This window comes from Pseudothermotoga hypogea DSM 11164 = NBRC 106472 (genome assembly GCF_000816145.1).
Classification (GTDB): Bacteria; Thermotogota; Thermotogae; order Thermotogales; family DSM-5069; genus Pseudothermotoga_A; species Pseudothermotoga_A hypogea.
This window is the reverse complement of sequence record NZ_CP007141.1, coordinates 231,602-252,766: the sequence shown is the minus strand read 5'-3', so window position 1 is coordinate 252,766 and position 21,165 is coordinate 231,602. Positions and strand designations below refer to the sequence as shown.

Here is a 21,165-nt window from a genome sequence, read left to right as displayed (position 1 = left end):
TGATGTTCTTCCTGTCAAAGGAGTTCGTATTCGATGCAGCACATAGACTGGACAAATACAAAGGCAAGTGTGAAAATCTCCACGGTCATACCTACCGTTTGCGCGTCACGTTGGTTGGACTTCCAGACGAAGAAGGCATGATCATGGATTTTGTGGAGCTCAAACGTCTGGTGCACGAACAGGTGATCTCTTTGCTGGATCATAATTATTTGAACCAGATCATCCCCCAGCCAACGGCTGAAAACATAGCCAGATGGGTCTGGAACAAGCTTGAACCACTACTGAAGAATGAGAGAAGGAAACTCTACGAAGTGACGGTCTGGGAAACTGCGGACTCTTTCGTCACGTACAGGGGATCGAACGATGAAAGATGTGCAGAATCAGAAGGATGACAGGAACGTTTATCTTCAGAGGGTAGGCATAAGGAACCTTTCCTACCCCATAACGGTGATGGACAAGACTAACGGTTATCAAGACACCGTGGCGAAGATCAACATGTACGTGGACCTGCCGGAGCATTTCCGTGGCACGCACATGAGCAGGTTCGTGGAGGTGCTGAATAAATATCGTTTGGGAATCGATCCTAAACTGATCAGACAGATGCTCGAAGAGCTCAGAACCAAGTTGAAAGCGTCCACTGCAAGGGTCGAGATAGAGTTTCCATATTTCTTGGTGAAAGAAGCCCCGGTTTCTGGTCAGAAGAGTTTTCTCAGTTACACATGCAGAATCGAAGGGCAAAAAACCTTTGAAAAGTACGATTTCCTCGTGGGTGTGGGTGTTCCCATACTCACGCTATGTCCCTGTTCAAAGGAAATAAGCGAATACGGTGCGCACAACCAGCGTGCCGTTGCATGGATAAACATAAGATCCAGGAAACTTGTCTGGTTCGAGGAGCTCATCGAATATGCAGAACAAGCCGCGAGTGCGCCGGTCTATACTATACTCAAGAGGTCGGACGAGAAGTACATCACCGAGAGGGCTTACGAGAATCCTCGTTTCGTCGAGGATGTAGCCAGGGAAATTGCGTTGAAGCTGAACGCGGACGAGAGGATCTTCTGGTACCGGGTTGAAGTGGAGAGTTTCGAATCTATACACGCTCACAACGCTTATGCGTGCGTGACGAAGTACAAGGAGGAATGAAAATGCGCATCGATGTCCTGGATCACGGCTTTGTAGAGCTGGTCGATCACATGGGTGACGACACTTCCGTGGTGAGAGCTGCAAGGATATGTCATGCATCCCAGCCTGGCGACGAGGAACGCGACAGACAGTTGATCGAGTTCCTAATGAAGAACAGGCACGAAACTCCTTTTGAGCACGTGACGTTCACCTTCCATATCAAATGCCCTATCTTCGTTGCCAGGCAGTGGATGAGACACAGGATCGCTTCCTACAACGAGTTGAGCGGCCGTTACAGTGAGTACGAGGATGAGTTCTATGTTCCAGGTAAGGACAGGCTCGATGAGAAATCGATAGAGAAGATCGAGAAGACCTACAGACTCGCTTATGAAACCTATCAGGAACTGATAGCTTCTGGAGTGCGTAGGGAGATCGCCCGAATGGTGCTCCCCGTCGCACTGTACACGCAGTTCGTCTGGACGGTCAACGCGAGAAGCTTGATGAACTTTTTGTCTCTCCGCGCCGATTCGCACGCACAGTGGGAAATGCAGCAGTACGCTCTCGCGGTTGCACAGATTTTCAAATCAATCTGTCCGAAAAGCTACGAGGCGTTTGTGAGGTACACCTACAGGGGTGATCTTCTGAAGGGGTGAGCCGAATGAAACTCGCGGAGATCTTGGCAGAGCTGAAGGCCAAGGTCCTGGCCAACGCGCACAAAGTGGATCAGATGCAGTTCGAACATGCGGCTGCTTCCGATCTCATGAGCGAAGTCCTGGCAATTGCCAAACCTGACGTGATTTTGATCACCGGTCTGTGTACACCGCAGGTCGTCAGGACGGCCGAGGTGGTTGGTATACCGGCGGTGATAGTCGTGAGAAGAGAAAGCCTGCCGTCTGAAACGGTCGAAATGGCAGAGGTTGCTGGCATTGTGCTTGCCGCAACCAAGATGTCCATGTTCGAAGCGTGTGGAAGATTGTACGCAAAGGGCATCAGACCTATCTGGGAAGTGTGAACGATGGAAAAGGTTCTCGATCATGTTCAAAGTTTCTTTTTGGACATGCCGGTGCTTGAAGTGATGAATCCGAATGTTATTTCGGTACGTCCGGATAGAACGCTTCGGCAGGTCAAGGAGATACTGAGGATAAAACGCATCTCCGGTGTGCCGGTCGTTGATTCCGAGAGAAAGATCGTTGGAATAGTAAGCATCGAAGATATCATAAAGGCCCTCGAGGGCGGCTACATCGACGAAAAGGTTCAGGATCATATGACGAAGAACGTTGTGTGCCTGAAGAGCTCAGACACCCTGAAGGAGGTAATAGAGACGTTCGAAAAGTATTCTTATGGACGCTTCCCCGTCGTGGACGAGAACAACAGAGTGCTGGGTATCATCACGAAGAACGACGTGATGATGGCACTACTCGCGAAGCTTGGACTGGTCTATCTGCACGATGAACGAAGGAAAGAGGTGCTCGAGAGCCCTGACTATTTCGGTAGATCGTTGATCACTGGCGAGAGCCTCGACAAGAGCGGGGCCGATTTTTTCTTTCCCATAGATTATTACGACATCAATCTTGCAGGTGTGGGTGCGTCGAAACTGAGACAGTTTCTACTTTCTAAGGGTGTCGATCCTGAGACGGCGAGAAGGGTGGCGATCGCTACCTACGAGGCGGAGACCAACGTCGTGATACACAGTGGAAGCACGGGTGCGATCTACTGCTTCATAAAGCCTGACAGCATCTTCGTGCGTGTCGAGGACACAGGAAAGGGCATCGACAACGTTGAGCTTGCCATGAAGGAAGGTTACTCGACCGCACCGGATTACGTGCGAGAATTGGGTTTCGGTGCGGGGATGGGTTTCACAAACATGAAGAGATGTTCGGACAATTTGATGGTTGTCTCCAAAGTTGGTGCGGGAGTAGTCGTGGAGATGGAATTTCGCAGAAACAAGGAGGGAAGCAGATGAAGCTTTCTGAGATTGTTAAAACCTTGAACTTGGAAATTTGTTGTGGCAACTGCGAGGTCGACGTGCGCTACGGCTGTGTGGGGGACCTTCTGAGTGAAGTGATGGCACACGCCAAATCGGACTCGATATGGGTCACGGTCCAGTCGCACGTCAACATCATCGCCGTTTCGGTGATCACGGGAATACGTGCGATCGTCCTCTGCAACGCTCACAGCTTTTCAAACGAGACAATTGAAAAAGCAAAGGCCGAGGGCGTTTGTTTACTGAGGACGGACAAGAGTCCTTTCGAAATCGTAGGAAGGTTGTACGGGATGGGCATAGAGCCGTGATCAAAGCTGATCTTCATGTACATTCTTGTCTTTCGCCCTGCGCCGATATAACCATGGTTCCCAGTGTGGTGTGTTCAAAAGCAAAAGAGAAGCGACTCGACATCATAGCTATCTGTGATCACAACAGCTGCGAGAACTTAGAATCTTTCACAAAAGCGTGTGATGTGCCCGTGTTAGGGGGTATAGAGATCACGTCTCAAGAAGAAGTCCACGTGCTTGCGTATTTTCGTTCAATCGAGGTGGCAAACACGTTCTGTGAAGTTTTGAAACGGCACCGACTGAAGGTCGAGTTCGATCCGGAAACGCTGGGTTATCAGCTCTTAGTGAACGAAAACGACGAGTTCATAGCCATGGAAGAAGGATACCTGCACATAGCTGTCGATATGAGTCTGGAGAAGATCGTGGAACTGATTTTCGCTTTCGATGGCGTTCCAGTTTATGCGCACGTCGATAGGCAGTTCGGTGTGCTGTACCAGCTGGGTATCTTTCCAACAAACGATCGTGTGAGGATGGCTGAGGTCAGAACGAAGGAAGGATGGCAAAAAGTCTTAAGGTCAGGCTATGTGCCTTTGACCAACTCCGATGCACACAGACCGGACGAAATTGGTTGCAGGTTCACACGTTTTGATCTCGACGCGTTGAGTATAGAGGAATTCTTCGATTTCTTGAAAAATCCTGACCCAAGCAAGGTGTTGACGATATGGGACTGAGAACGATCGTTGATCACGTGATGGACATAGTTCAGAATTCTTTCAAGGCGGGGGCCAGAAACGTGCATCTGAAGATCTCTCAAACGCGCGATACCTTCTGTTTCACTGTGGAAGACGACGGGACAGGGATGACACAGGATGAACTGAACAGGGTTTTTGATCCTTTTTACACGACTCGCGATCCAAAAGTTAGGAGGGTTGGATTGGGCCTTCCGTTCTTGAAACAGGCGTGTGAGGCCACTGGTGGGTTCGTAAAGCTTGAGAGCGAAAAAGGCAAAGGCACGAAACTGACGGCATGTTTCAACACCTCACATGTCGACTGCCAGGAAGTGGGTGATCTCGTGGGTTGTTTGGTCACGTTGCTGACTGGGACACCAGAGGGTGTAGAATTGTGCATAGAGAGGTGCTACGAGGATGCGTGCTATGAGATATCGACGTCGCGGTTGATCGAGATCTTTTCTGATCTTTCCTCTCCGATCGTGATCAGTTCCTTGTACGATGTTATCGATCAACTGGAGAAGAGCTTGTTCGAAGGGGAGGTATCGAAATGAAGAGGGTTCTCACGTTGTTGCTCTCATCGATCCTGGGATTGCTTCTCTTTGGTATTGTCATATCGGACGTGAGATTCGTGGGGTTGGTGACCATATCCGAAGCAGAACTGTTGCCTTTGGTGAAGAATTACCTTGGAGTGGAGCTGAAGGACGAAGCCATTCAAGACATTGCTAAGCAGATCTTCGACACTGGATATTTCTCCTCACTCGAACCGAAGTTGGTCGCCTCTGAAGGTCGCTTCGTACTTCAGATTGTAGTTCAGGAAAACCCTATCGTCAGAGACTGGAAGATCAACCTTGAAGGTGCGGAGATAGTTAAGGCGACAGAGCTTGCCAGTGCTGTCACGCTCGAGAAAAATAAGGCGCTCAGCATGGTGAAGGTCAAGGAAAGCCTGAGCGCGATGAAGAAGATGTTCGAAGATGCAGGCTATTTTCTCGTCGAACTCAGTGGAGATTTCAAGGATAGTGTTTACGTGTTCAACGTCGTTCCTTACGCACTGTGGGACATATACTTTGAGGGTGAAACGGAAGGTTTGGACATCTCACAGGTGCGAAATCAGATAAAGATCAGTACACTCAAAGATTTCTACACCACTCCAGCGTTTCTGAGATTCCTGATCAAGGACATAAAACGTTGCTATCCGACCGTCAGTGACATCTCTTCCGTTTTTTCCACACTCGCAAACTATGTGTACTTTGGCAAGGAAACGTCCGTCGATTTTGAGAAGATAGAAATACCAAATGTTTCTGAAAAAGCCGTTGTAATGAAGGTGAAGGTCGTCCAACCGAAGTTCGTTCCCGAGGAAGGCAAGGTGTATGAAAAGATCGAGTTCTCGGGAAACAATCTGATCGGTTCCGAGCAACTACGCAAGGTTGTGTCCGTGAGCGAGTACAGACTCGTTAGAAATCCTGACGTTTTGCGGTCGATGCAGGCTATAATCGATCTTTACAAACAGAACGGCTATCCCATGTGCCATGTCGTGCCAGTGGACGAAGACGAGACGCTCCGCTTCAACATAGTTGAAAAGTACGTTGCGAACGTGGAGTTCAAGGGCTTTGATCGGACGAAAATCTATGTCGTCGAAGATCTTGTAACCTTTCGATCTGGTGAACCTCTCACGGAGAAAGATTTCTACGACACCACGTCGGCTTTGAACAGAACGCAGTTCTTCGACGGCGTGGCGGTTTATCCCGTCGGTACGCCGGAAAACCGTGACGTGACCGTCGTGGTGGAAGTCAAAGAGAAGGACAAAAAGTTCACACTCTCTGGCGGAATATCCTGGAGCCCCGTCAAAGATAGACCGTGGTACGAGGGTTTCTTCGGAGAACTTTCATTCTCGACGATGAACCCGTTCGGCTATGGCCAGACCTTCTCGACAACGTTGAAACTCGGATTCGAGAGTAGGCTTGTCCAGTTCGACTACTCGATCAGAAAACCGTTCCAAATTCCTGCGACTCTCGGTGCGCTGTTCAGTTACGAATGGACTGATGGCACGCAAGTTCTCAAGGTCGGAGGTAACGCATCCACACTCAGATTCTCCGGACATGCCTTCGGTGGTGGCGTGACGTACGAGAACAGAATGTACAGTGATTTCAAGGAGAACACGCTCATTCTTTCCGGCAACTACTCTTATGATACGAGGAGCGATCCTATATTTCCCGCGCGTGGTCAGTATATATACCTCGGTGTAGACAAGGCCGGCTTGTTCGACTTTCTTGCCGATCGAGACTACTGGAAGTTCCGACTGGATGCGCGCATCTTCGTACCTGTGTGGAACGATCAACTCGTCAGTGCGTTCAGATTCTTCACGAGCGCTGTGCTTTTTGAACAGTACGAAAACCCAGGTACCACTCCGGAGACGATCCTCTTCTACGGGATCGACTCGGTGCGAGGCATGGATGGAGGTAAAGCGAAGGCGGGCATCTTGGCCAGCGGAGAGTTGAGGTACAATCTCAAATCTCAAACGCTTCCGATGTACGCGCTTGTTTTCGTGGATGTCGGTGGAACAGGTGAGACGCTTTCCCAACCAACTTTGAGTCTCACTGCCGGTCCGGAGCTTGACGTGGCGATACCACTTCTGGGTGTGCTGGGCTTCGGAGTCGCGTACAACTTCAACGGTCAGTGGACCTGGGATAACTTCAAGCCTTTCTTCAGATTTGGCGCAGCTTTCTGAAGAAACGGCGAGATTCTAAAAGAAAACGGGCCCATTTCGGGTATTATCTGCCGTGGAAATGCTATAATTCATAAGGAAGTGATATGATTGCCAAAAAGCATGACGGGCTATGCTAAGGTCGAAAGGATCTCGAAAGAATATAGGGTAAGCTGCGAGGTAAAAGCTCTCAATTCTCGTTATCTGAACATTGAACTGAACTGTCCGTCTTTTCTTTCTTCGCGCGAGATAGAGTTGACCAAGTTGATCCAGCGATACGTCAAGAGAGGTAAGGTTTTTTTGAAACTGTTCGTCGAATTCTTGGTCCCACCAGCGGACGCACTCCGTATCGATTTTGGGTTGGCAAAGGCGTACTACGATGGGCTCGAAGAGCTCGTCACCAAACTTGGAATTCCAGAGCCGGTAAATCTCGATCAGTTGCTCAGATTCAGAGAACTGGTGAAGTTTGAACTTTCCGAGGAACAAGAAGAACGCATCTGGAAGATCTGTGAAGAAGTGGTTGAGGAAGCTCTTCAGAAGCTCGATTTGGAACGTGAGAGAGAAGGCCAGCAACTCTCCAAGCAGCTACAAGCGATCGTGGAAGGGCTGAATGCTCTCACCGACAAGCTGAGGGAAACGGCAAACGGTGTGCTACCACCTCTGAAGGAGAAGCTTCGCAATCAGATCCAGCAACTTTTGGACAACGCCCAGATCGATGCAAACCTTTTCGAAAACTTGGTTGCGATGAGTCTGCAGAAGCTGGACATTCGTGAGGAGATCGACAGGCTGGAGACTCACCTGAGTAAAACGATGGAGTTGCTGTCGAGCAAGGAAGCCGTTGGAAGTCATCTGGATTTTCTCGCTCAGGAGATTCTTCGAGAACTCAACACAGTGCTTTCCAAGTCAGAAGATGCAGGTCTGATAGATCTGGCGCTGAGGGGAAAGGTACTGATATCACAGTTCAGAGAACAGGTTCAAAACTTGGAATGAAATATTCCAAGGAGGTATAGAGCGTGTACGGTTTGATCAACATAGGTTTTGGAAACGTCATTTCTGGAGATCGAGTCATCGCAATAGTGAACCCCGAGTCTGCCCCTTTGAAGAGACTCAAAGAGGAAGCGAAGGACGAGGGAAAACTCATTGACGCGACCTATGGGCGAAAGACACGTGCCATCATCATTACAGACAGCAACCATATCATTCTCAGTGCGATTCAACCTGAAACCATAGCACAGAGGTTCAAGCAATCCATGGTGGAGATCGAGGAAACCCTGAGCAAAGTGAGGTAGATCTGTGGCGGGAGTTCTCTATGTGATAAGTGGACCTTCCGGCGTTGGAAAAACTTCGATCATCGAGGGTGTGATGAAACGAGTCAAGAACCTGGTCTTTTCGGTCTCGTGCACGACGAGGCCCAAGAGACCTAACGAAGTTGAGGGTCGAGATTATTTCTTCGTGGACGAAGAGACTTTCATGCGCATGATGAAAGAAGACGAATTCTTAGAGTGGGCCATTGTTCACGGCTACTACTACGGTACACCACGCAGGTTTGTGGAAGAACAGCTCAGAAGCAACGTCAACGTCATACTGGACATAGACGTTCAAGGTGCAACGACGGTTATGAAAAAGGTCAAAGATGCCGTCTTCATCTTCGTGGCTCCACCTTCTTTCGATGAACTCAAGAAACGTTTGTTGAAACGTGGTACCGAACGCCAGGAGGATATGATCAAAAGACTCGAGGATGCCAAGAAGGAGCTGGAACAGATACCGAAGTTTCAGTATCTCATCGTCAATGTAGATCTTCAGGAATCGATCGATCAACTCACTTCTATAATCGTTGCCGAGCAGTTGAAGGTCAACAGGGTGATCGAACGGCTCGGATTTCACAAGATCTTTTCGGACGGAGGTGATTCCAAATGAGCAAGCAGATACTGCATTATGACAGACTGTCACAGAAGATACCTTACAAGTACGCTATACCGATAGCCGTAGCCAAGAGGGCAGAGGCACTCAAAGAGTATGCAAAACCTTATGTCACACCGATTGAAAACAACCCTGTTTCGATCGCATTTCAGGAGATTCAGGCCGGTTACGTGAGAATAAAGAACGAAGAGATCCTGCGCATACTGCTTCCCAACGTGAAGTGAGCCCATGAAGGTCCTCGTCGGCGTGACGGGCTGCATCGCCCTGTACAAAGTCTTAGGGCTTGTGAGTAGTTTGCGCAAAGACGGGCACGAATTGAGGATCATCATGACAGAGAGTGCGCAGAAGCTGGTCTCGAAGGATCTGTTTTCTGCCGTTGGCAACTGTCCGGTGTACACGGATGAGGACGCATTCAACATAAAAGATGGCTGGATACCGCACACGGAATTGTCCAGATGGCCAGACGTGTTCGTGGTTGCACCTGCTACGGCCAACACGATCGCAAAGATCGCACACGGCGTCGCGGACAACTTGCTCACGATGGTATCTCTCGCTTTTGCGAAGGACAAGAGGCTTTTAGTCCCTGCCATGAATGTGCGCATGTTCGAAAATCCTATCACACAGGAAAACATCGAAAAACTCCGTCGGATGGGATGGTGGGTCTTGGATCCCGCAGAAGGACACCTCGCGTGTGGTGAAATGGGTCGTGGAAGGTATCCAGAGAACGAGGTTGTTCAGGAGGCCATATACATACTCGGTAGCGACAAGCCCCTCAGGGATCTTCGCTTGCTGGTGACTGCTGGGCCCACCTGGGAGAGCATCGATCCAGTTCGCGTGATAACGAATCGTTCCAGCGGAAAGATGGGTTTTGAGATCGCCAGGATGGCTGCACGGCTCGGAGCTGAGGTTACGTTGATCGCTGGTCCCACGTGCTTGAGACCGCCGTTCTTCATCAAAGAGTACGTCAGCATCGAGAGTGCTCAGCAGATGTTCGAGGAAACAATGAAGAGGTTCGAATCCGTCGATGGCGTCATCATGGCGGCGGCTGTAGCAGATTACACCCCCGCACTGAAGAGTAGTTCGAAGTTGAAGAAATCGGAGGAGAGACTCTCCATCGAGCTCATCAAGACGAAAGACATACTCGAAGAGCTCGGTCGAAAAAAGAGCAAGCAGATCCTGGTTGGTTTTGCTGTGGAGACCGAAGAGCTGGAGACCTACGCGGAACAAAAGTTGAGGAAGAAGAATCTTGACATGATTGTTGCGAACGAAGTGCAGGCAATGGGCAGCGATCAAAACACTGTGACGATCATAAAGAGAGACGGTTCGAAAAAGCGGGTTGGTCCAGATGCGAAGGATCGTATTGCTCTGGCTATTCTTGACGAGCTCGCTCATCTTTGGCGCGGCTCATGAACTGTTCGTCAGGTCTTTTGAGAATAACATGATGGAACTTTCCCTGCGGCCAATCTACACGGCCGGTGAACAACCGAAACTGTATTTGTTCACTCAGACGGGCCACAGGCTCGCAAAGGTCACCAAGGAAAATTCCTTCACCTTCGATGTCTCAAGCACCGACTGGATCATAGTGGAGGGTTTCGGCAAAAGCAGTCTCGGTTATCCCATGCGCGGTGTTCGACCAACGTTTTTGAAGCTCTCGAGTTACAGGCAGGATCCACACGTGTTCTTCTTCACAGATCCGGAAAAGTATCTGTTCTACATAGGCGTGAGATTGCCGCAGGATTGGAAACTTTTGGACTGCGATTTTCAAAACCTCAAATTCAGAAGATTCTCCTTCAACGGTCTTTTGTACCTCTACACACCCGACAAACCTAAGGATGGCATACACACCCTGAAACTGACCTTCGAACTACCGTACGGTTTGCGCAAGACAACCAGTTTGGATGTGTTCGTCTTCCACGGCTTGGTGAACTCATTGAGGGGTTCCACAACTCCGATGCGCGTTGAACCAGTGGCTCCCTACACCCACGTCGTCAAACCGGGCGAGACTCTCTGGTCGATCGCCAACATGTATGGTCTCACCATCCCAGACCTTGAACTGGCGAATGGTATTTCTGACGGCAATCGTATCGTGTCCGGTACCGTGCTCAAACTGGCGAAAGTCTACTTCGATTCTTCTTTGACGAGCATAGTGATCAACACAGCGACAGGCAGGTTGGCGCTTTACTACAATGGATTCCTCGTCAAGGTTTTCCCCGTGGCGGTTGGGCGCAGCGATATGACCCCACCCGGGACTTACTGGATCATGAAAAAGGAAATTGACCCCGCACTCTACTGGTTTGGTGAGTACATTCCACCACGTTCTCCCATAAATGGTCTGGGAACGAGATTCTTTCAGCTGTCGAATCCCACTTACGGCATACATGGGACAACAAAACCGTGGGAAATCGGAAAAAGGATCTCCCACGGTTGTATCCGCATGTTTAATCAAGATATAGAAACCATCGACGCCTTCATTGATGTCGGAACCAAGGTGGTGGTGGTCAGAAACACGGAAGAGTTCCCAATCAACTGGACTTTCTGATCAGAACCTTCCTCCCTTTTTCTCTGCCCTCTTCTTGTACTCGGCGAACTTCTTCTCACTGTCCCTAAGAAACCTTGCGAGCTTCTTCTCGAACTCCGCTTTCTTGGCGTCTTTCTGTTCCTCCTGGCTCTTCTCTTCCTTCAGCGACAGTTCCCATTTGCCGTCGCGCGTCTTGCCGATGATCCTTGCTGTGACTTCCTGGCCTTGCTTCAAGAAATCTTCGACGTTCTTCACGTACTGGTTTGCGATCTTCGAAATGTGAATGAACCCTGTCTCTCCGTTCTCGAGTGTGACGACTGCTCCGAATTTTGTTATTTGTGTGACTTTGCTCTTCACAACGTCGCCAACCTTTACCACAAACTAACCCTCCCTAAGGATTTATGAAACCTCAGTATTCGACACCTTCGTATCTGCGTTTGAACTTCTCGATGCGTCCTTCAGCGTCTATGACCAAACCTGCGGCGCCCTGACCTCTGTAAAGCGGATGGCAGTTCGAGCACACATCTATCCTGATGGTGTCCCTCGTCGTGTAGAACCTGTGCTCCGCACCACACGCACACTTCACTGTCACAAGCTTCATTTGTGGGTGAATGTCCTTCTTCATTCAGCCTCACCTCTTTCGAACTTTTTGTTACCCTATAGATGATACCACAAGAATGTATGCCGTCAATATTTTACGGCGCAGAAGTTGAACAGCTCGAAACTCACATTTCACCTGCATGGTATAATTTTTGAGAAGTTCGACGCAAAACAACGATCGCTTTTGACTCGTTCAGTAAGACGATGTGCAACGCAATGAAAAGATTGAGGATGTTGAACGACAGAGCAGGGAGGGAAGTTTCGTGGAAGAGAAAGAAGAACTTCTCCAGAAAATCAGAATGTTGGAGGATCAACTCGAGTATTACCGAACTCGCGAGGCTCAGATGGAGCAACTGATCAGAGAGTACAATGAGTTCATTCGTAGACAGTTCGACATCTACGATCAGTTCGTTCGAGACATTGGAACCAGCAGAATCATCGATCCGTACACGAGGGTGTATTCTGCAGAGCACATAAGCAAGCTCGTCAGTTACTACCATCAACGTGCTTTCGAGGAAAATCGCGAATACGGTTTGATACTGGTACGCCTGGTCGAGAAGGATGAGAACTTCGATGCGAACCTGCTCGCGCTTGCGAAGTTGCTGAAAAATGTTATCAGAGTACCCATGGACAGCGTTGGAAGACTCAACGAGGACACCTTCGTTCTCCTGTTGACCGAGATCGGTAAAGAGAACACTCGCAAAGTGGTGGAGAGAATTAAAACCTTCATCAATCAGCATCTTGCGATTCCCGTCAAGATTTCTTTCAGATCCTATCCCGACGACGGTTCAAACCTCGAAGACATGATGAAGCAGTTGCAGGCGGAGGTCAGCTGAAGTGGGCAAACTCATCGTTCACGGTGGTGCAAGGCTAAACGGCTCTGTGAAGATCTCCGGTGCGAAAAACGCCGCTCTTCCCATCCTTGCGGCCACGATTTTGCTCGATGAACTGGTCGTGATTCACAATGTTCCGGATTTGCTGGATGTGCGTACGATGCTGGAGATCCTTCAGTCGGTTGGTTGCGACGTGAGGTTCGAAAAAAACACGGTCTATTTGAGACCCTCGACAAATTTGAAGGGCGAGGTACCCTACGAACCCGTCAGAAAGATGCGAGCATCCTTCAACGTTCTTGGCCCGCTGGCAGTCAAGTGCAGCGAAGCTTCGGTCTCGCTCCCCGGAGGATGTTCCATCGGTGTCAGACCTGTGGATTTTCATCTTGAAGGTCTTCAAAAACTTGGCTTCTCCATCGAGATAGAGCATGGTGTCGTCAGGGCAAAGAGAGAGAAGAAACTTAAAGAATGCTACGTGTATTTTCCTTTCCCCAGCGTTGGGGCGACTGAACACATAATGACCACCGCGACCCTGCTTGGAGGAACGAGAACGATAATCGAAAATGCGGCTATGGAGCCCGAGATAGTCGACCTCGCAAATTTCCTTGTTAGTTGTGGAGCCAAGATACTTGGAGCTGGGAGTAGAAGGATCGAAATCGAAGGCGTGGATCGATTGAAAGCTTGTGAGCATTCGATCATTCCAGACCGTATAGAGGCCGGCACGTACGCAATAGCGACTGCAGCGACACGGGGCAAGGTACTCTTAGAGGGGGTCAGGTCCGATCACATGATGGCCGCCATCGAGGCGTTGAATCAGTCCGGTGCTCGAATCAAGTTTGACGGTGAGAACCTTTTGGTCCAGATGAACGAGCGACCCAAGCCACTCAAGCTTCAGGTATCTCCTTATCCAGGTTTTCCAACGGATCTACAACCTCAGATGATCGCTTACCTCAGTGTGGCCGATGGCACTTCCGTGATCGTTGAGACAGTCTTCAAATCGAGGTTCCAACACGTTGATGAACTCAGAAGACTCGGATGTAAGATCGAACTCACAGATGGAACAGCGATCGTCTATGGAGTGGAAAAGTTGCAGGGCACAATCGTGAAGGCCACAGATCTTAGGGCTGCAGCTGCGCTGGTGATTGCGGGCCTCATGGCCGAGGGAACAACGATTGTCGAAGATGTCGATCAGATCTTCAGAGGCTACGAGGATCTGACGAGAAAACTCACCGAACTTTCCGCAGTCGTGGAGTACGAGAATGGTTGAACGTGTGATCGATTGGTTCAAAAACAATCTATCGAACTGCAGGCTCTGTCCTCTCAGCTGCGGTGCCGATCGGCGTCGGCGAGTTGGCCACTGTGGAGTTGGTGCCAGACCGAAGCTTTCCAGCGTGGTTCTGCACTTTGGGGAAGAACCTCCGATCAGTGGAGAAACTGGCGCTGGAACGATCTTTTTCACCGGTTGCAACATGCGCTGTATTTACTGTCAAAACATGAATTTCAGTCAGAAAGGTTTGGGCACCGAGGTGAGCACGCAAGAGCTCGCAGAGTTCTTCCTGGATTTACAGCAAAGTGGTGCGAAAACGTTGAACCTCGTCACCCCAACTCCGAACATCACGTTCACAGTGGAGGCTTTATTGTTCGCAAAGGAGCGCGGGTTCAACTTACCCGTGGTTTACAACACGAGTAGCTATGAAAATGTTGAGACACTGCGCAGACTCGAAGGGATCGTAGACATATACCTTGCGGACTTGAGATACGCTGACGACGAAACTGGATGGAAGTATTCGAAGGTCCCCAACTATTTCTCTGTGGCGAGCAAGGCTCTGGTGGAAATGCACCGGCAAGTCGGGCCATTCGATGAGAAAAGAATGAAGGGCCTAATCGTTCGTCATTTGGTGCTTCCCAACGATGTTGCAAAATCTCAACGTGTGCTTGATTTCATCTATTTTTGCCTGTCACCTTCCGTACCCGTGTCGATCATGTCACAGTACAACCCTGTCTTCGGTGCGCGAACAGACCCGGTCATAGGAAGAAGGATCAACAAAGAAGAGTACGAGCGCGTCATAGATTATGCGCTCAAACTGGGTTTGAACGGATGGATGCAGACCGACGAAAAAAAGCGAGTCACGGTCAAAGCGGTTACGTCCGCCTACAAGATCATCGAGAAGATGAGATCAAGAGCATCAAGAGAACCGCTCCTAAACCGATAGCAGATACCGTCAGGATCTTCTCTTTCGTGTAGGTGTAAACGCTCCTGTCCACGGCGACAGTTTCCCTGGCGGTGTAGGATTCTTCAGTTGTGTTCGCGACAACTTCCACCACGTATTCGCCATCTTCGACACCGGTCCCATACCAGGCCAGAACGTTGGTACCAGCTTTGCCTTTGAGCGATTTTGTCCAGACTGTCTTTCCTGATTTGTCCATGATGTTCACAGTCAAATCCGCTGGCTTAGACAGGTATATGTAGAAGCTCGTTGCGTCTTGATACCAGTCGTTGTTAGGGGAAAACGTTTTCGGCTCGATCTTGAGATTGACTGTGAGTGTTTCCTCGACAAGGGTCAAGTTCACAGCTGTCTCTTTCGCGTAAGCAACGTTCACCAGATGCGTCTGTGGCTGATAGCCACTCGCCTTAAATGTCAAATACTGGCTCCCCTCTGGCACCAGAACTGTGTCCTTCACGCTCCTGATGGTTCCAAGGTAGTAGTCTTCGGCATACACCTCGACGGGATAGACATTCGAGAAGACCCTCAACTGTCCCGCCCGTTTCAACGGTGCTTGCACCACGATTTGTCCCGCTTGCGTTACAAACACGATTCCTTCGAAAGGCAGGTAGAAGGATTTGGTCACACTAATTTTGTACTGGCCCAGCGTTTGAAACGTGAGCACCAGAACACCGTTCATGTCGGCAATGCCTCTGTAGATTCCGTCTACGTAAACCCAGGAGAAGGGCTCAGTCCTCACCACGACGACATATTCCGCAAGCACAACTGTGTAAACAAGAACCAGAACCAACAGTAAAAGGCGTTTCATGGCCTCTCACCTCACTCGCCATCTTTCCGGATCGACACTTTCAACACAAAAACGCAGGTTCGAAAGCCATGTGCTGTAAGCTCTACTAATTATAACCCACGACGGTATGAACGAACCAACTTGAAAACGACCAAAAATGATGGTAGAATAACAAAGGCGATGGGAGGTCGTCTAACGGTAGGACAGCGGACTCTGGATCCGCCGGTGGAGGTTCGAGTCCTCCCCTCCCAGCCAGGATGATGCGGGGCGGGACGATGTGCCCGCCCTTTTTGTGATCGTTGTATAATGTGGCGTGTGAAGGAGGAGGAGCGATGGAAAGAAACGTTGTGAACGTCGACGAGAACGTTGTGACGTACGAATACCTGTTCAACGATGAAGAAAAACGTGCGGCAGAATCGGTGGCGCTTAAAAAGATCGCAAGAGATGTCGAAGTTCCCGGTTTCAGAAAGGGAAAGGTCCCGGAGTTTATCCTGCGCGCGAGGTTTCCAGAAACGCTGAAGGCCGAAACGCTCGAGGAACTGATGTCAAAGGTTTTGGAAGATTTGAAACAAGAGGATATCATTCTGCCCGTCTATCCCATAGACATCGATTTGGAAGCGAACGGTGCGAGGTTGGTCGTCGAGGTGCACAGAAGACCTGAGGTTCAACTCAAACCGTTCGAAGAATTCGAACTGAAGAGAATCGACAAACTTTCCGTGTTGAGCAAATACGTTGAGGATAAGTTGAAGGAGCTCCAGGAACAGCACGCGATCGTTCAGCCCAAGGAAGGTCCAGCAGAGTATGAAGACCTCGTCAGGGTGAAGATGACGATATCAACAAACGACAAGGTGCTCTTGGACAGCAAAGAAATCGAGTACGTGCTCCACAAAGACGACGACAGACCCATCGTCACCGAACTGATCGGTAAAAAAGCTGGCGAAGTCGTCGAGTTCGAAAAGACCTTCGAAGATGGCAAGACCTACCACTATAAAATAGAGATCTTGCAACTCAACAGCCGAACGCTCCCGATCGTCTCCGACGAATTTGCCAAAATGGTGAACTCGCAGTACGAAACACTCCAGCAACTCAGAGAAGCCATCGAGAAAGAGGCCAGCGAAATGTACGACAGGGACATCAAACATTTCTTGCGAGATCAAGCAATAGACGTGCTGATCAGAACGAGCGAATTAAAGATCTCAGACAAAACACTCGAGAGACTTGCAAACCGTGCACTCGAAGAGATCAAATCCAACCGTGGAGAGTACGAAAGATTGCTGAAAGAATACGACAACGACGAAGAAAAGGCCTTCGAAGCGATCAAGCGCTATTATTTGCAGGATCTCAAAGTGGAATATGCCATTGCGGAGGCGGTTCGTCAAAACAATATCGAAGTCAGCGATGAAGAGATCATGGCGCAGGCGGAGAAGCTCGCTCTCGCCTGGGGTATTTCGGTGGAACGTGCCAAATCGCTCCTGAAGAACAGAAGAGACATCTACGAAGAGGTTAGGGACGAATTGATCAAGGAAAAGATAACCGACAGGATCCTCGAAAAATGCAAGATCTTCGATGTGAAACCTGAGGAGGTGAACACAAATGAGTCTGGAACAGATAGGGCAGCTGATACCGACGGTGATTGAATCCACCGGTCGTTACGAACGTGCCTACGACATATATTCGCGCCTTCTGAAAGATAGGATCGTCTTTCTGGGTTATCCCATCGACGATCACACGGCGAACCTCGTGGTGGCTCAACTGCTCTTCCTCGAAGCTGAAGATCCCGACAAGGACATACAACTCTACATCAACAGTCCGGGTGGCTCGGTCACCGCGGGCCTCGCGATCTACGACACGATGCAATATGTGAAGTGCGACGTGGTGACCATATGTGTCGGTCAAGCTGCTTCCATGGCAGCTGTCCTCTTGGCGAGCGGGACGAAGGGCAAGCGTTTCGCACTACCGAACGCAAGAATCATGTTGCATCAACCTTTGGGTGGTGCCGAAGGACCAGTGAAGGATGTGGAGATCATCACCAAAGAGTTGCTCAGAATAAAGAGTCTCATAAACCGGATACTCAGTGAAAAGACGGGTCAACCCATAGAACGGATCGAGAAGGACACCGACAGGGACTTCTTCATGGACGCTTACGAGGCCCTTCAGTACGGACTCATAGACAAGGTGATCGAGCCGAAAAGAAGGTGAGTTCCTTGAAACTCACCCCGATGATGGAACAGTATATGAAAATAAAGTCCAAGCACAAGGACGCGATCCTTCTGTTCCGTCTTGGAGACTTTTACGAGGCTTTTTTCGATGACGCAAAGATAGTTTCTGAGAAACTCGACATCGTTCTCACACAGCGTCAGGGTGCGCCCATGGCGGGCGTTCCTTACCATGCGTTGAACACCTACTTGAAAAGGCTTGTCCAGCTTGGGTACAAAGTCGCGATATGTGACCAGGTGGAGGATCCCGCAACAGCTAAGGGATTGGTCCGCAGAGAGGTTACCAGGATCGTCACACCGGGAACACTGCTCGAGGAAGAACTGCTGGAAGGAAGTCTCAACAACTACCTTGTGGCCGTCTGCAAGCAGGACGATCGTTACACTGTTGCGGGAGCGGACGTGTCGACGGGTGAAACTTTCTGGACTTCTTTGAACGATCTCGACGAGCTGTGTGATCTTTTGAAATCCATCGGGGCCAGCCAGATCCTATACGAACCTTCGCTGAAAGGTCAACTCGAGGATAGATTCACGAATAACATCGTTCTTGAACCACTTCAGGATTGGCATTTGAACCGTGCGAACATCGATCAGGACATCGCTCAGGCATTGAACGTGGCGATAGTTGATCATTTAGAACTTTCAGAGGGAAGACTCGCCTTTGCCGCCCTGGTGAGGTATATCAGATACACCCTCATGTCAGAGCAGATCTTCTTGAAACCTCCAAGGCTTCTGAGATCCGACGACTACGTGTTTCTCGACGCCTCTACGATAGAACAGCTTGGACTGTTGATGAAGAATGGGCAAACGAGTCTGTTCGATGTTCTCAACTTCACAAGGACATCTATGGGTGCAAGGCTCTTGAAACAGTGGCTACTGCAACCACTCAGGGACAGGGGCAAGATCGAGTGGAGGCTGAACAAAGTCGAAGCCCTCGTTAAGGACCAACTCTTGCACAACGAATTGACCGAGTATCTGGCAGCCGTGAAGGATCTTCAGAGGATCTTAGGCCGTCTCGAGTACAACAAAGCCACGGTGAAAGATTTGGTGCACATCAGATCGACTTTATCCGTGTGCCCAGCCATCAAGATGGCGATGCAAACGAATGAAGCCTTCGACGATATGTCGAACTTAGACTGCATTGAAGACCTTCACGACGAACTGAACAGGGCGTTACAGGAAGAGCCATCCATGAACGTCGGTGAAGGGAACGTGATCAAGGTTGGATACGATGCGGAACTCGACGAACTCAGAAACTTGGTCTTCAACGCCGAGGATTTTCTCAAACAAATCGAACAACGCGAAAAGATGAGAACCGGTATAAGCAACTTGAGGATTGGCTACAACGAGGTGTTTGGCTATTACATAGAGATCACGAAGTCCAATCTCTCGAGGGTGCCGAAGGAGTACATCAGAAAACAGACGCTCGTCAACTCTGAACGTTTCATCACCGAAGAGTTGAAACAATTAGAAGAGAAGATCATCACGGCAAAGGAAAAGCTCGAAAAGAGAGAGAAGGAACTTTTCAACGACCTCTGTTCGAAGGTTCGGAAGAACTCCACAAGGCTTGCCAAGCTTGCGGACGTGCTTTCCACACTCGACGTGCTCTGCTCACTCGCCACGGCGGCCGTTCGTCATAACTACGTGAGACCCTCTTTTTCCGATGGTGAACTCGTGCTCAAAAATTCAAGACATCCCATAGTTGAGACGAAAGTTGAAGGCTTCGTACCCAACGACCTGACTCTCGATGAGAAGAATTCCTTTGTGGTGCTGACTGGCCCGAACATGAGCGGTAAATCTACTTTTGTCAGGCAGATTGGGCTCATCGCAGTCATGGCCCAGATGGGAAGCTTTGTCCCCGCGGAGCAAGCCATTCTGCCGATTTTCGATAGGATTTTCGCAAAGATGGGTGTGCGTGACGACGTCGTCGCTGGTCGAAGCACTTTTTTGACTGAGATGAACGAAGTTGCGAAAATCGTCTACCATGCAACGAAAGACAGCTTGGTCCTGCTCGACGAAGTTGGTCGGGGTACGAGCACGTTCGATGGCATCAGCATCGCTTGGGCGGTGAGTGAGTACATACACAACAAGATCAGTTGCAAGTGTGTCTTCGCCACGCATTTCACCGAGCTCACGGAGCTCGCCAACCTTTACGAAGGTGTCCTGAACAAGACGGTACAGGTGGCGGAAGAGGGATCAACGATCGTGTTTTTGCACAAAGTCGTTGATGGAGTGGCAGACAAAGTCTACGGGATCGAGGTGGCCCAAATAGCTGGCCTACCGAGAGAGATTGTGGACAGAGCACGGGAAGTACTCGAGACGATATCTGAAAAGAGTGAACTTGAAAACAGATTGCGTGTCGTTTCTACTGAGAGACTGAAAAAGATCAAAAGGAGGAAGGTGCATCCGGACCAATCAACTCTGTGGTGATCTTCCTTTTCTTCACCTTACTCACAAGAGAGCAGACGCCGACAGCTTCGCGAGCGCTTACTGGGGTTACAGACTGTTCGGTGGGGGAATCTATATAGACGAACCGGATCTGACCGTGCGAAAGCTTATGCAAAGATTCTGTGTGAAGAATTGCTTTCCCCCACACATTCAACTTTTCTTCGTTTACGACACCTCGGACCCACAGCAGTTGCCCTTTCTTGTTCCTCATTACTGTATCTTCGACCACCACAACAATCCGCACAAAGGATTCGTCGAAAAGGCCTTTTACTCTCATATCAGGCTGAGGAGTGCCAACGTGTTGAACCTGTACGATCTCTCTCGCCAAGTTCTTCCCGATGACGTGCTCTTCTGTTTCGCTGTTGCCTTAGTGAGTGAGACTGCGTTTCTGAGGACCGCATGCTCTGAAGACCTGATGTACCTTTCCAGATTCCTCTCTGGTCACGTGCTGGAGGATGTTTTCGAGCTGATTCTGGAGGGTCGCGTCAAGGACATCAGCGATTTCCTCACAAGACTTTCCAGGATCGAGATCGTTGACTCACGAGAGAGGATCGGGATCATCGAGTGCAAAGACGACGACGAGTTTCTCTGTGTTGTTGATTTGGCGATGTATCCGCTTTCTCTTTCGGTTCTGCTCGGGAAGATGCCTTGGGGTGTGTGGGTCTACTGCAAAAAGAAACTCGTTCAGAAGGTTTACAGCGCTCTCAGACGTTTCGAAAACAGAAAAGCTGGTAGAATATATGAAACAAAAGACGTCCAGGCGGTCTTGAACGCCATCCTTGAGACGTTCGAGCCAACTTAA

25 protein-coding genes and 1 tRNA gene are annotated in these 21,165 nt (G+C 49.7%); 23 read left to right on the top strand and 3 right to left on the bottom strand.

All coding sequences use genetic code 11. The features are described from left to right. Nucleotides 1-2: 2 nt before the first annotated feature. From queD to AJ81_RS01325, 15 genes are all read left to right on the top strand, one after another. On the top strand, nt 3-392 hold the full coding sequence (queD, locus tag AJ81_RS01395) for a 6-carboxytetrahydropterin synthase QueD (protein WP_031503398.1): 390 nt from the start codon (nt 3-5) through the stop codon (nt 390-392). Further along, nucleotides 364-1,140: a GTP cyclohydrolase FolE2 gene (gene folE2, locus AJ81_RS01390; protein WP_031503397.1), complete on the top strand. Its 777-nt coding sequence runs from the start codon at nt 364-366 to the stop codon at nt 1,138-1,140. The genes queD and folE2 overlap by 29 nt, the downstream gene beginning before the upstream one ends. A 2-nt stretch (nt 1,141-1,142) precedes the next feature. Further along, a complete protein-coding gene (gene thyX / locus AJ81_RS01385; RefSeq protein ID WP_031503396.1) occupies nt 1,143-1,772 on the top strand; it encodes an FAD-dependent thymidylate synthase in 630 nt (209 codons plus the stop codon). A gap of 5 nt (nt 1,773-1,777) precedes the next feature. Beyond that, entirely contained in the window at nt 1,778-2,131 is a 354-nt protein-coding gene (locus AJ81_RS01380; protein WP_031503394.1) for a hypothetical protein, read from the top strand. A gap of 3 nt (nt 2,132-2,134) precedes the next feature. After that, entirely contained in the window at nt 2,135-3,082 is a 948-nt protein-coding gene (locus AJ81_RS01375) for a CBS domain-containing protein (RefSeq protein ID WP_031503392.1), read from the top strand. Further along, nucleotides 3,079-3,411, top strand: coding sequence for a hypothetical protein (locus AJ81_RS01370; RefSeq protein ID WP_031503390.1), 333 nt, complete (start codon nt 3,079-3,081; stop codon nt 3,409-3,411). The genes AJ81_RS01375 and AJ81_RS01370 overlap by 4 nt, the downstream gene beginning before the upstream one ends. Then, nucleotides 3,408-4,121, top strand: a complete 714-nt coding sequence (locus AJ81_RS01365) for a PHP domain-containing protein (RefSeq protein WP_051368837.1) — start codon at nt 3,408-3,410, stop codon at nt 4,119-4,121. Before AJ81_RS01370 ends, AJ81_RS01365 begins: the two co-directional genes overlap by 4 nt. Next, complete coding sequence (locus tag AJ81_RS01360; protein WP_031503386.1) at nt 4,112-4,672, top strand: sensor histidine kinase; 561 nt, start codon at nt 4,112-4,114, stop codon at nt 4,670-4,672. The genes AJ81_RS01365 and AJ81_RS01360 overlap by 10 nt, the downstream gene beginning before the upstream one ends. Further along, entirely contained in the window at nt 4,669-6,846 is a 2,178-nt protein-coding gene (locus AJ81_RS01355) for a BamA/OMP85 family outer membrane protein (protein WP_031503383.1), read from the top strand. The genes AJ81_RS01360 and AJ81_RS01355 overlap by 4 nt, the downstream gene beginning before the upstream one ends. Before the next feature lie 87 nt (nt 6,847-6,933). Next, entirely contained in the window at nt 6,934-7,812 is an 879-nt protein-coding gene (locus AJ81_RS01350; protein ID WP_031503382.1) for a YicC/YloC family endoribonuclease, read from the top strand. 23 nt (nt 7,813-7,835) lie between these two features. After that, nucleotides 7,836-8,111: an extracellular matrix/biofilm regulator RemA gene (remA, locus tag AJ81_RS01345; protein ID WP_031503380.1), complete on the top strand. Its 276-nt coding sequence runs from the start codon at nt 7,836-7,838 to the stop codon at nt 8,109-8,111. A gap of 4 nt (nt 8,112-8,115) precedes the next feature. Further along, nucleotides 8,116-8,739: a guanylate kinase gene (gene gmk, locus AJ81_RS01340; RefSeq protein ID WP_031503378.1), complete on the top strand. Its 624-nt coding sequence runs from the start codon at nt 8,116-8,118 to the stop codon at nt 8,737-8,739. Continuing rightward, complete coding sequence (locus AJ81_RS01335; protein ID WP_031503376.1) at nt 8,736-8,966, top strand: DNA-directed RNA polymerase subunit omega; 231 nt, start codon at nt 8,736-8,738, stop codon at nt 8,964-8,966. The genes gmk and AJ81_RS01335 overlap by 4 nt, the downstream gene beginning before the upstream one ends. A 4-nt stretch (nt 8,967-8,970) precedes the next feature. Further along, nucleotides 8,971-10,152 carry a bifunctional phosphopantothenoylcysteine decarboxylase/phosphopantothenate--cysteine ligase CoaBC gene (gene coaBC, locus AJ81_RS01330; protein WP_031503374.1) on the top strand — a complete coding sequence of 394 codons (1,182 nt, stop codon included), beginning with the start codon at nt 8,971-8,973 and terminating at the stop codon, nt 10,150-10,152. Further along, on the top strand, nt 10,088-11,281 hold the full coding sequence (locus AJ81_RS01325; protein WP_051368838.1) for a L,D-transpeptidase family protein: 1,194 nt from the start codon (nt 10,088-10,090) through the stop codon (nt 11,279-11,281). The genes coaBC and AJ81_RS01325 overlap by 65 nt, the downstream gene beginning before the upstream one ends. On the opposite strand, the gene AJ81_RS01320 is transcribed toward AJ81_RS01325, so the two are convergent. Both AJ81_RS01320 and rpmE read right to left on the bottom strand, forming a co-directional pair. Further along, nucleotides 11,282-11,638, bottom strand: a complete 357-nt coding sequence (locus AJ81_RS01320; RefSeq protein ID WP_031503371.1) for a S1 RNA-binding domain-containing protein — start codon at nt 11,636-11,638, stop codon at nt 11,282-11,284. Nucleotides 11,639-11,669: 31 nt separating this feature from the next. Continuing rightward, nucleotides 11,670-11,885 (bottom strand): 50S ribosomal protein L31, encoded by a 216-nt coding sequence (gene rpmE / locus AJ81_RS01315; protein WP_031503370.1) that lies wholly within the window; start codon nt 11,883-11,885, stop codon nt 11,670-11,672. 238 nt (nt 11,886-12,123) lie between these two features. Between rpmE and AJ81_RS01310 the strand changes: the two genes are divergently transcribed. The 3 genes from AJ81_RS01310 to AJ81_RS01300 are packed head-to-tail and all read left to right on the top strand — an operon-like array spanning nt 12,124 to nt 14,903. Then, on the top strand, nt 12,124-12,696 hold the full coding sequence (locus tag AJ81_RS01310; RefSeq protein ID WP_031503368.1) for a diguanylate cyclase domain-containing protein: 573 nt from the start codon (nt 12,124-12,126) through the stop codon (nt 12,694-12,696). Between the two features lies 1 nt (nt 12,697). After that, complete coding sequence (gene murA, locus AJ81_RS01305) at nt 12,698-13,957, top strand: UDP-N-acetylglucosamine 1-carboxyvinyltransferase (RefSeq protein ID WP_031503366.1); 1,260 nt, start codon at nt 12,698-12,700, stop codon at nt 13,955-13,957. Then, on the top strand, nt 13,950-14,903 hold the full coding sequence (locus AJ81_RS01300) for a radical SAM protein (RefSeq protein ID WP_031503363.1): 954 nt from the start codon (nt 13,950-13,952) through the stop codon (nt 14,901-14,903). The genes murA and AJ81_RS01300 overlap by 8 nt, the downstream gene beginning before the upstream one ends. On the opposite strand, the gene AJ81_RS01295 is transcribed toward AJ81_RS01300, so the two are convergent. After that, entirely contained in the window at nt 14,851-15,723 is an 873-nt protein-coding gene (locus tag AJ81_RS01295; protein ID WP_031503362.1) for a FlgD immunoglobulin-like domain containing protein, read from the bottom strand. The two genes, AJ81_RS01300 and AJ81_RS01295, sit on opposite strands and share 53 nt — an antisense overlap. A 160-nt stretch (nt 15,724-15,883) precedes the next feature. Here AJ81_RS01295 and AJ81_RS01290 point away from each other — a divergent pair. The 5 genes from AJ81_RS01290 to AJ81_RS01270 all read left to right on the top strand — a co-directional run bounded on the left by AJ81_RS01290 (nt 15,884) and on the right by AJ81_RS01270 (nt 21,165). Beyond that, nucleotides 15,884-15,957 (top strand) — tRNA-Gln (locus AJ81_RS01290). A 77-nt stretch (nt 15,958-16,034) separates the two neighbouring features. Further along, nucleotides 16,035-17,339, top strand: coding sequence for a trigger factor (tig, locus tag AJ81_RS01285; RefSeq protein ID WP_051368840.1), 1,305 nt, complete (start codon nt 16,035-16,037; stop codon nt 17,337-17,339). Further along, entirely contained in the window at nt 17,296-17,901 is a 606-nt protein-coding gene (clpP, locus tag AJ81_RS01280; RefSeq protein ID WP_031503360.1) for an ATP-dependent Clp endopeptidase proteolytic subunit ClpP, read from the top strand. Before tig ends, clpP begins: the two co-directional genes overlap by 44 nt. Then, nucleotides 17,898-20,345 carry a DNA mismatch repair protein MutS gene (gene mutS, locus AJ81_RS01275; RefSeq protein ID WP_306452426.1) on the top strand — a complete coding sequence of 816 codons (2,448 nt, stop codon included), beginning with the start codon at nt 17,898-17,900 and terminating at the stop codon, nt 20,343-20,345. Before clpP ends, mutS begins: the two co-directional genes overlap by 4 nt. Before the next feature lie 127 nt (nt 20,346-20,472). Beyond that, nucleotides 20,473-21,165 carry a hypothetical protein gene (locus AJ81_RS01270; RefSeq protein ID WP_231845412.1) on the top strand — a complete coding sequence of 231 codons (693 nt, stop codon included), beginning with the start codon at nt 20,473-20,475 and terminating at the stop codon, nt 21,163-21,165.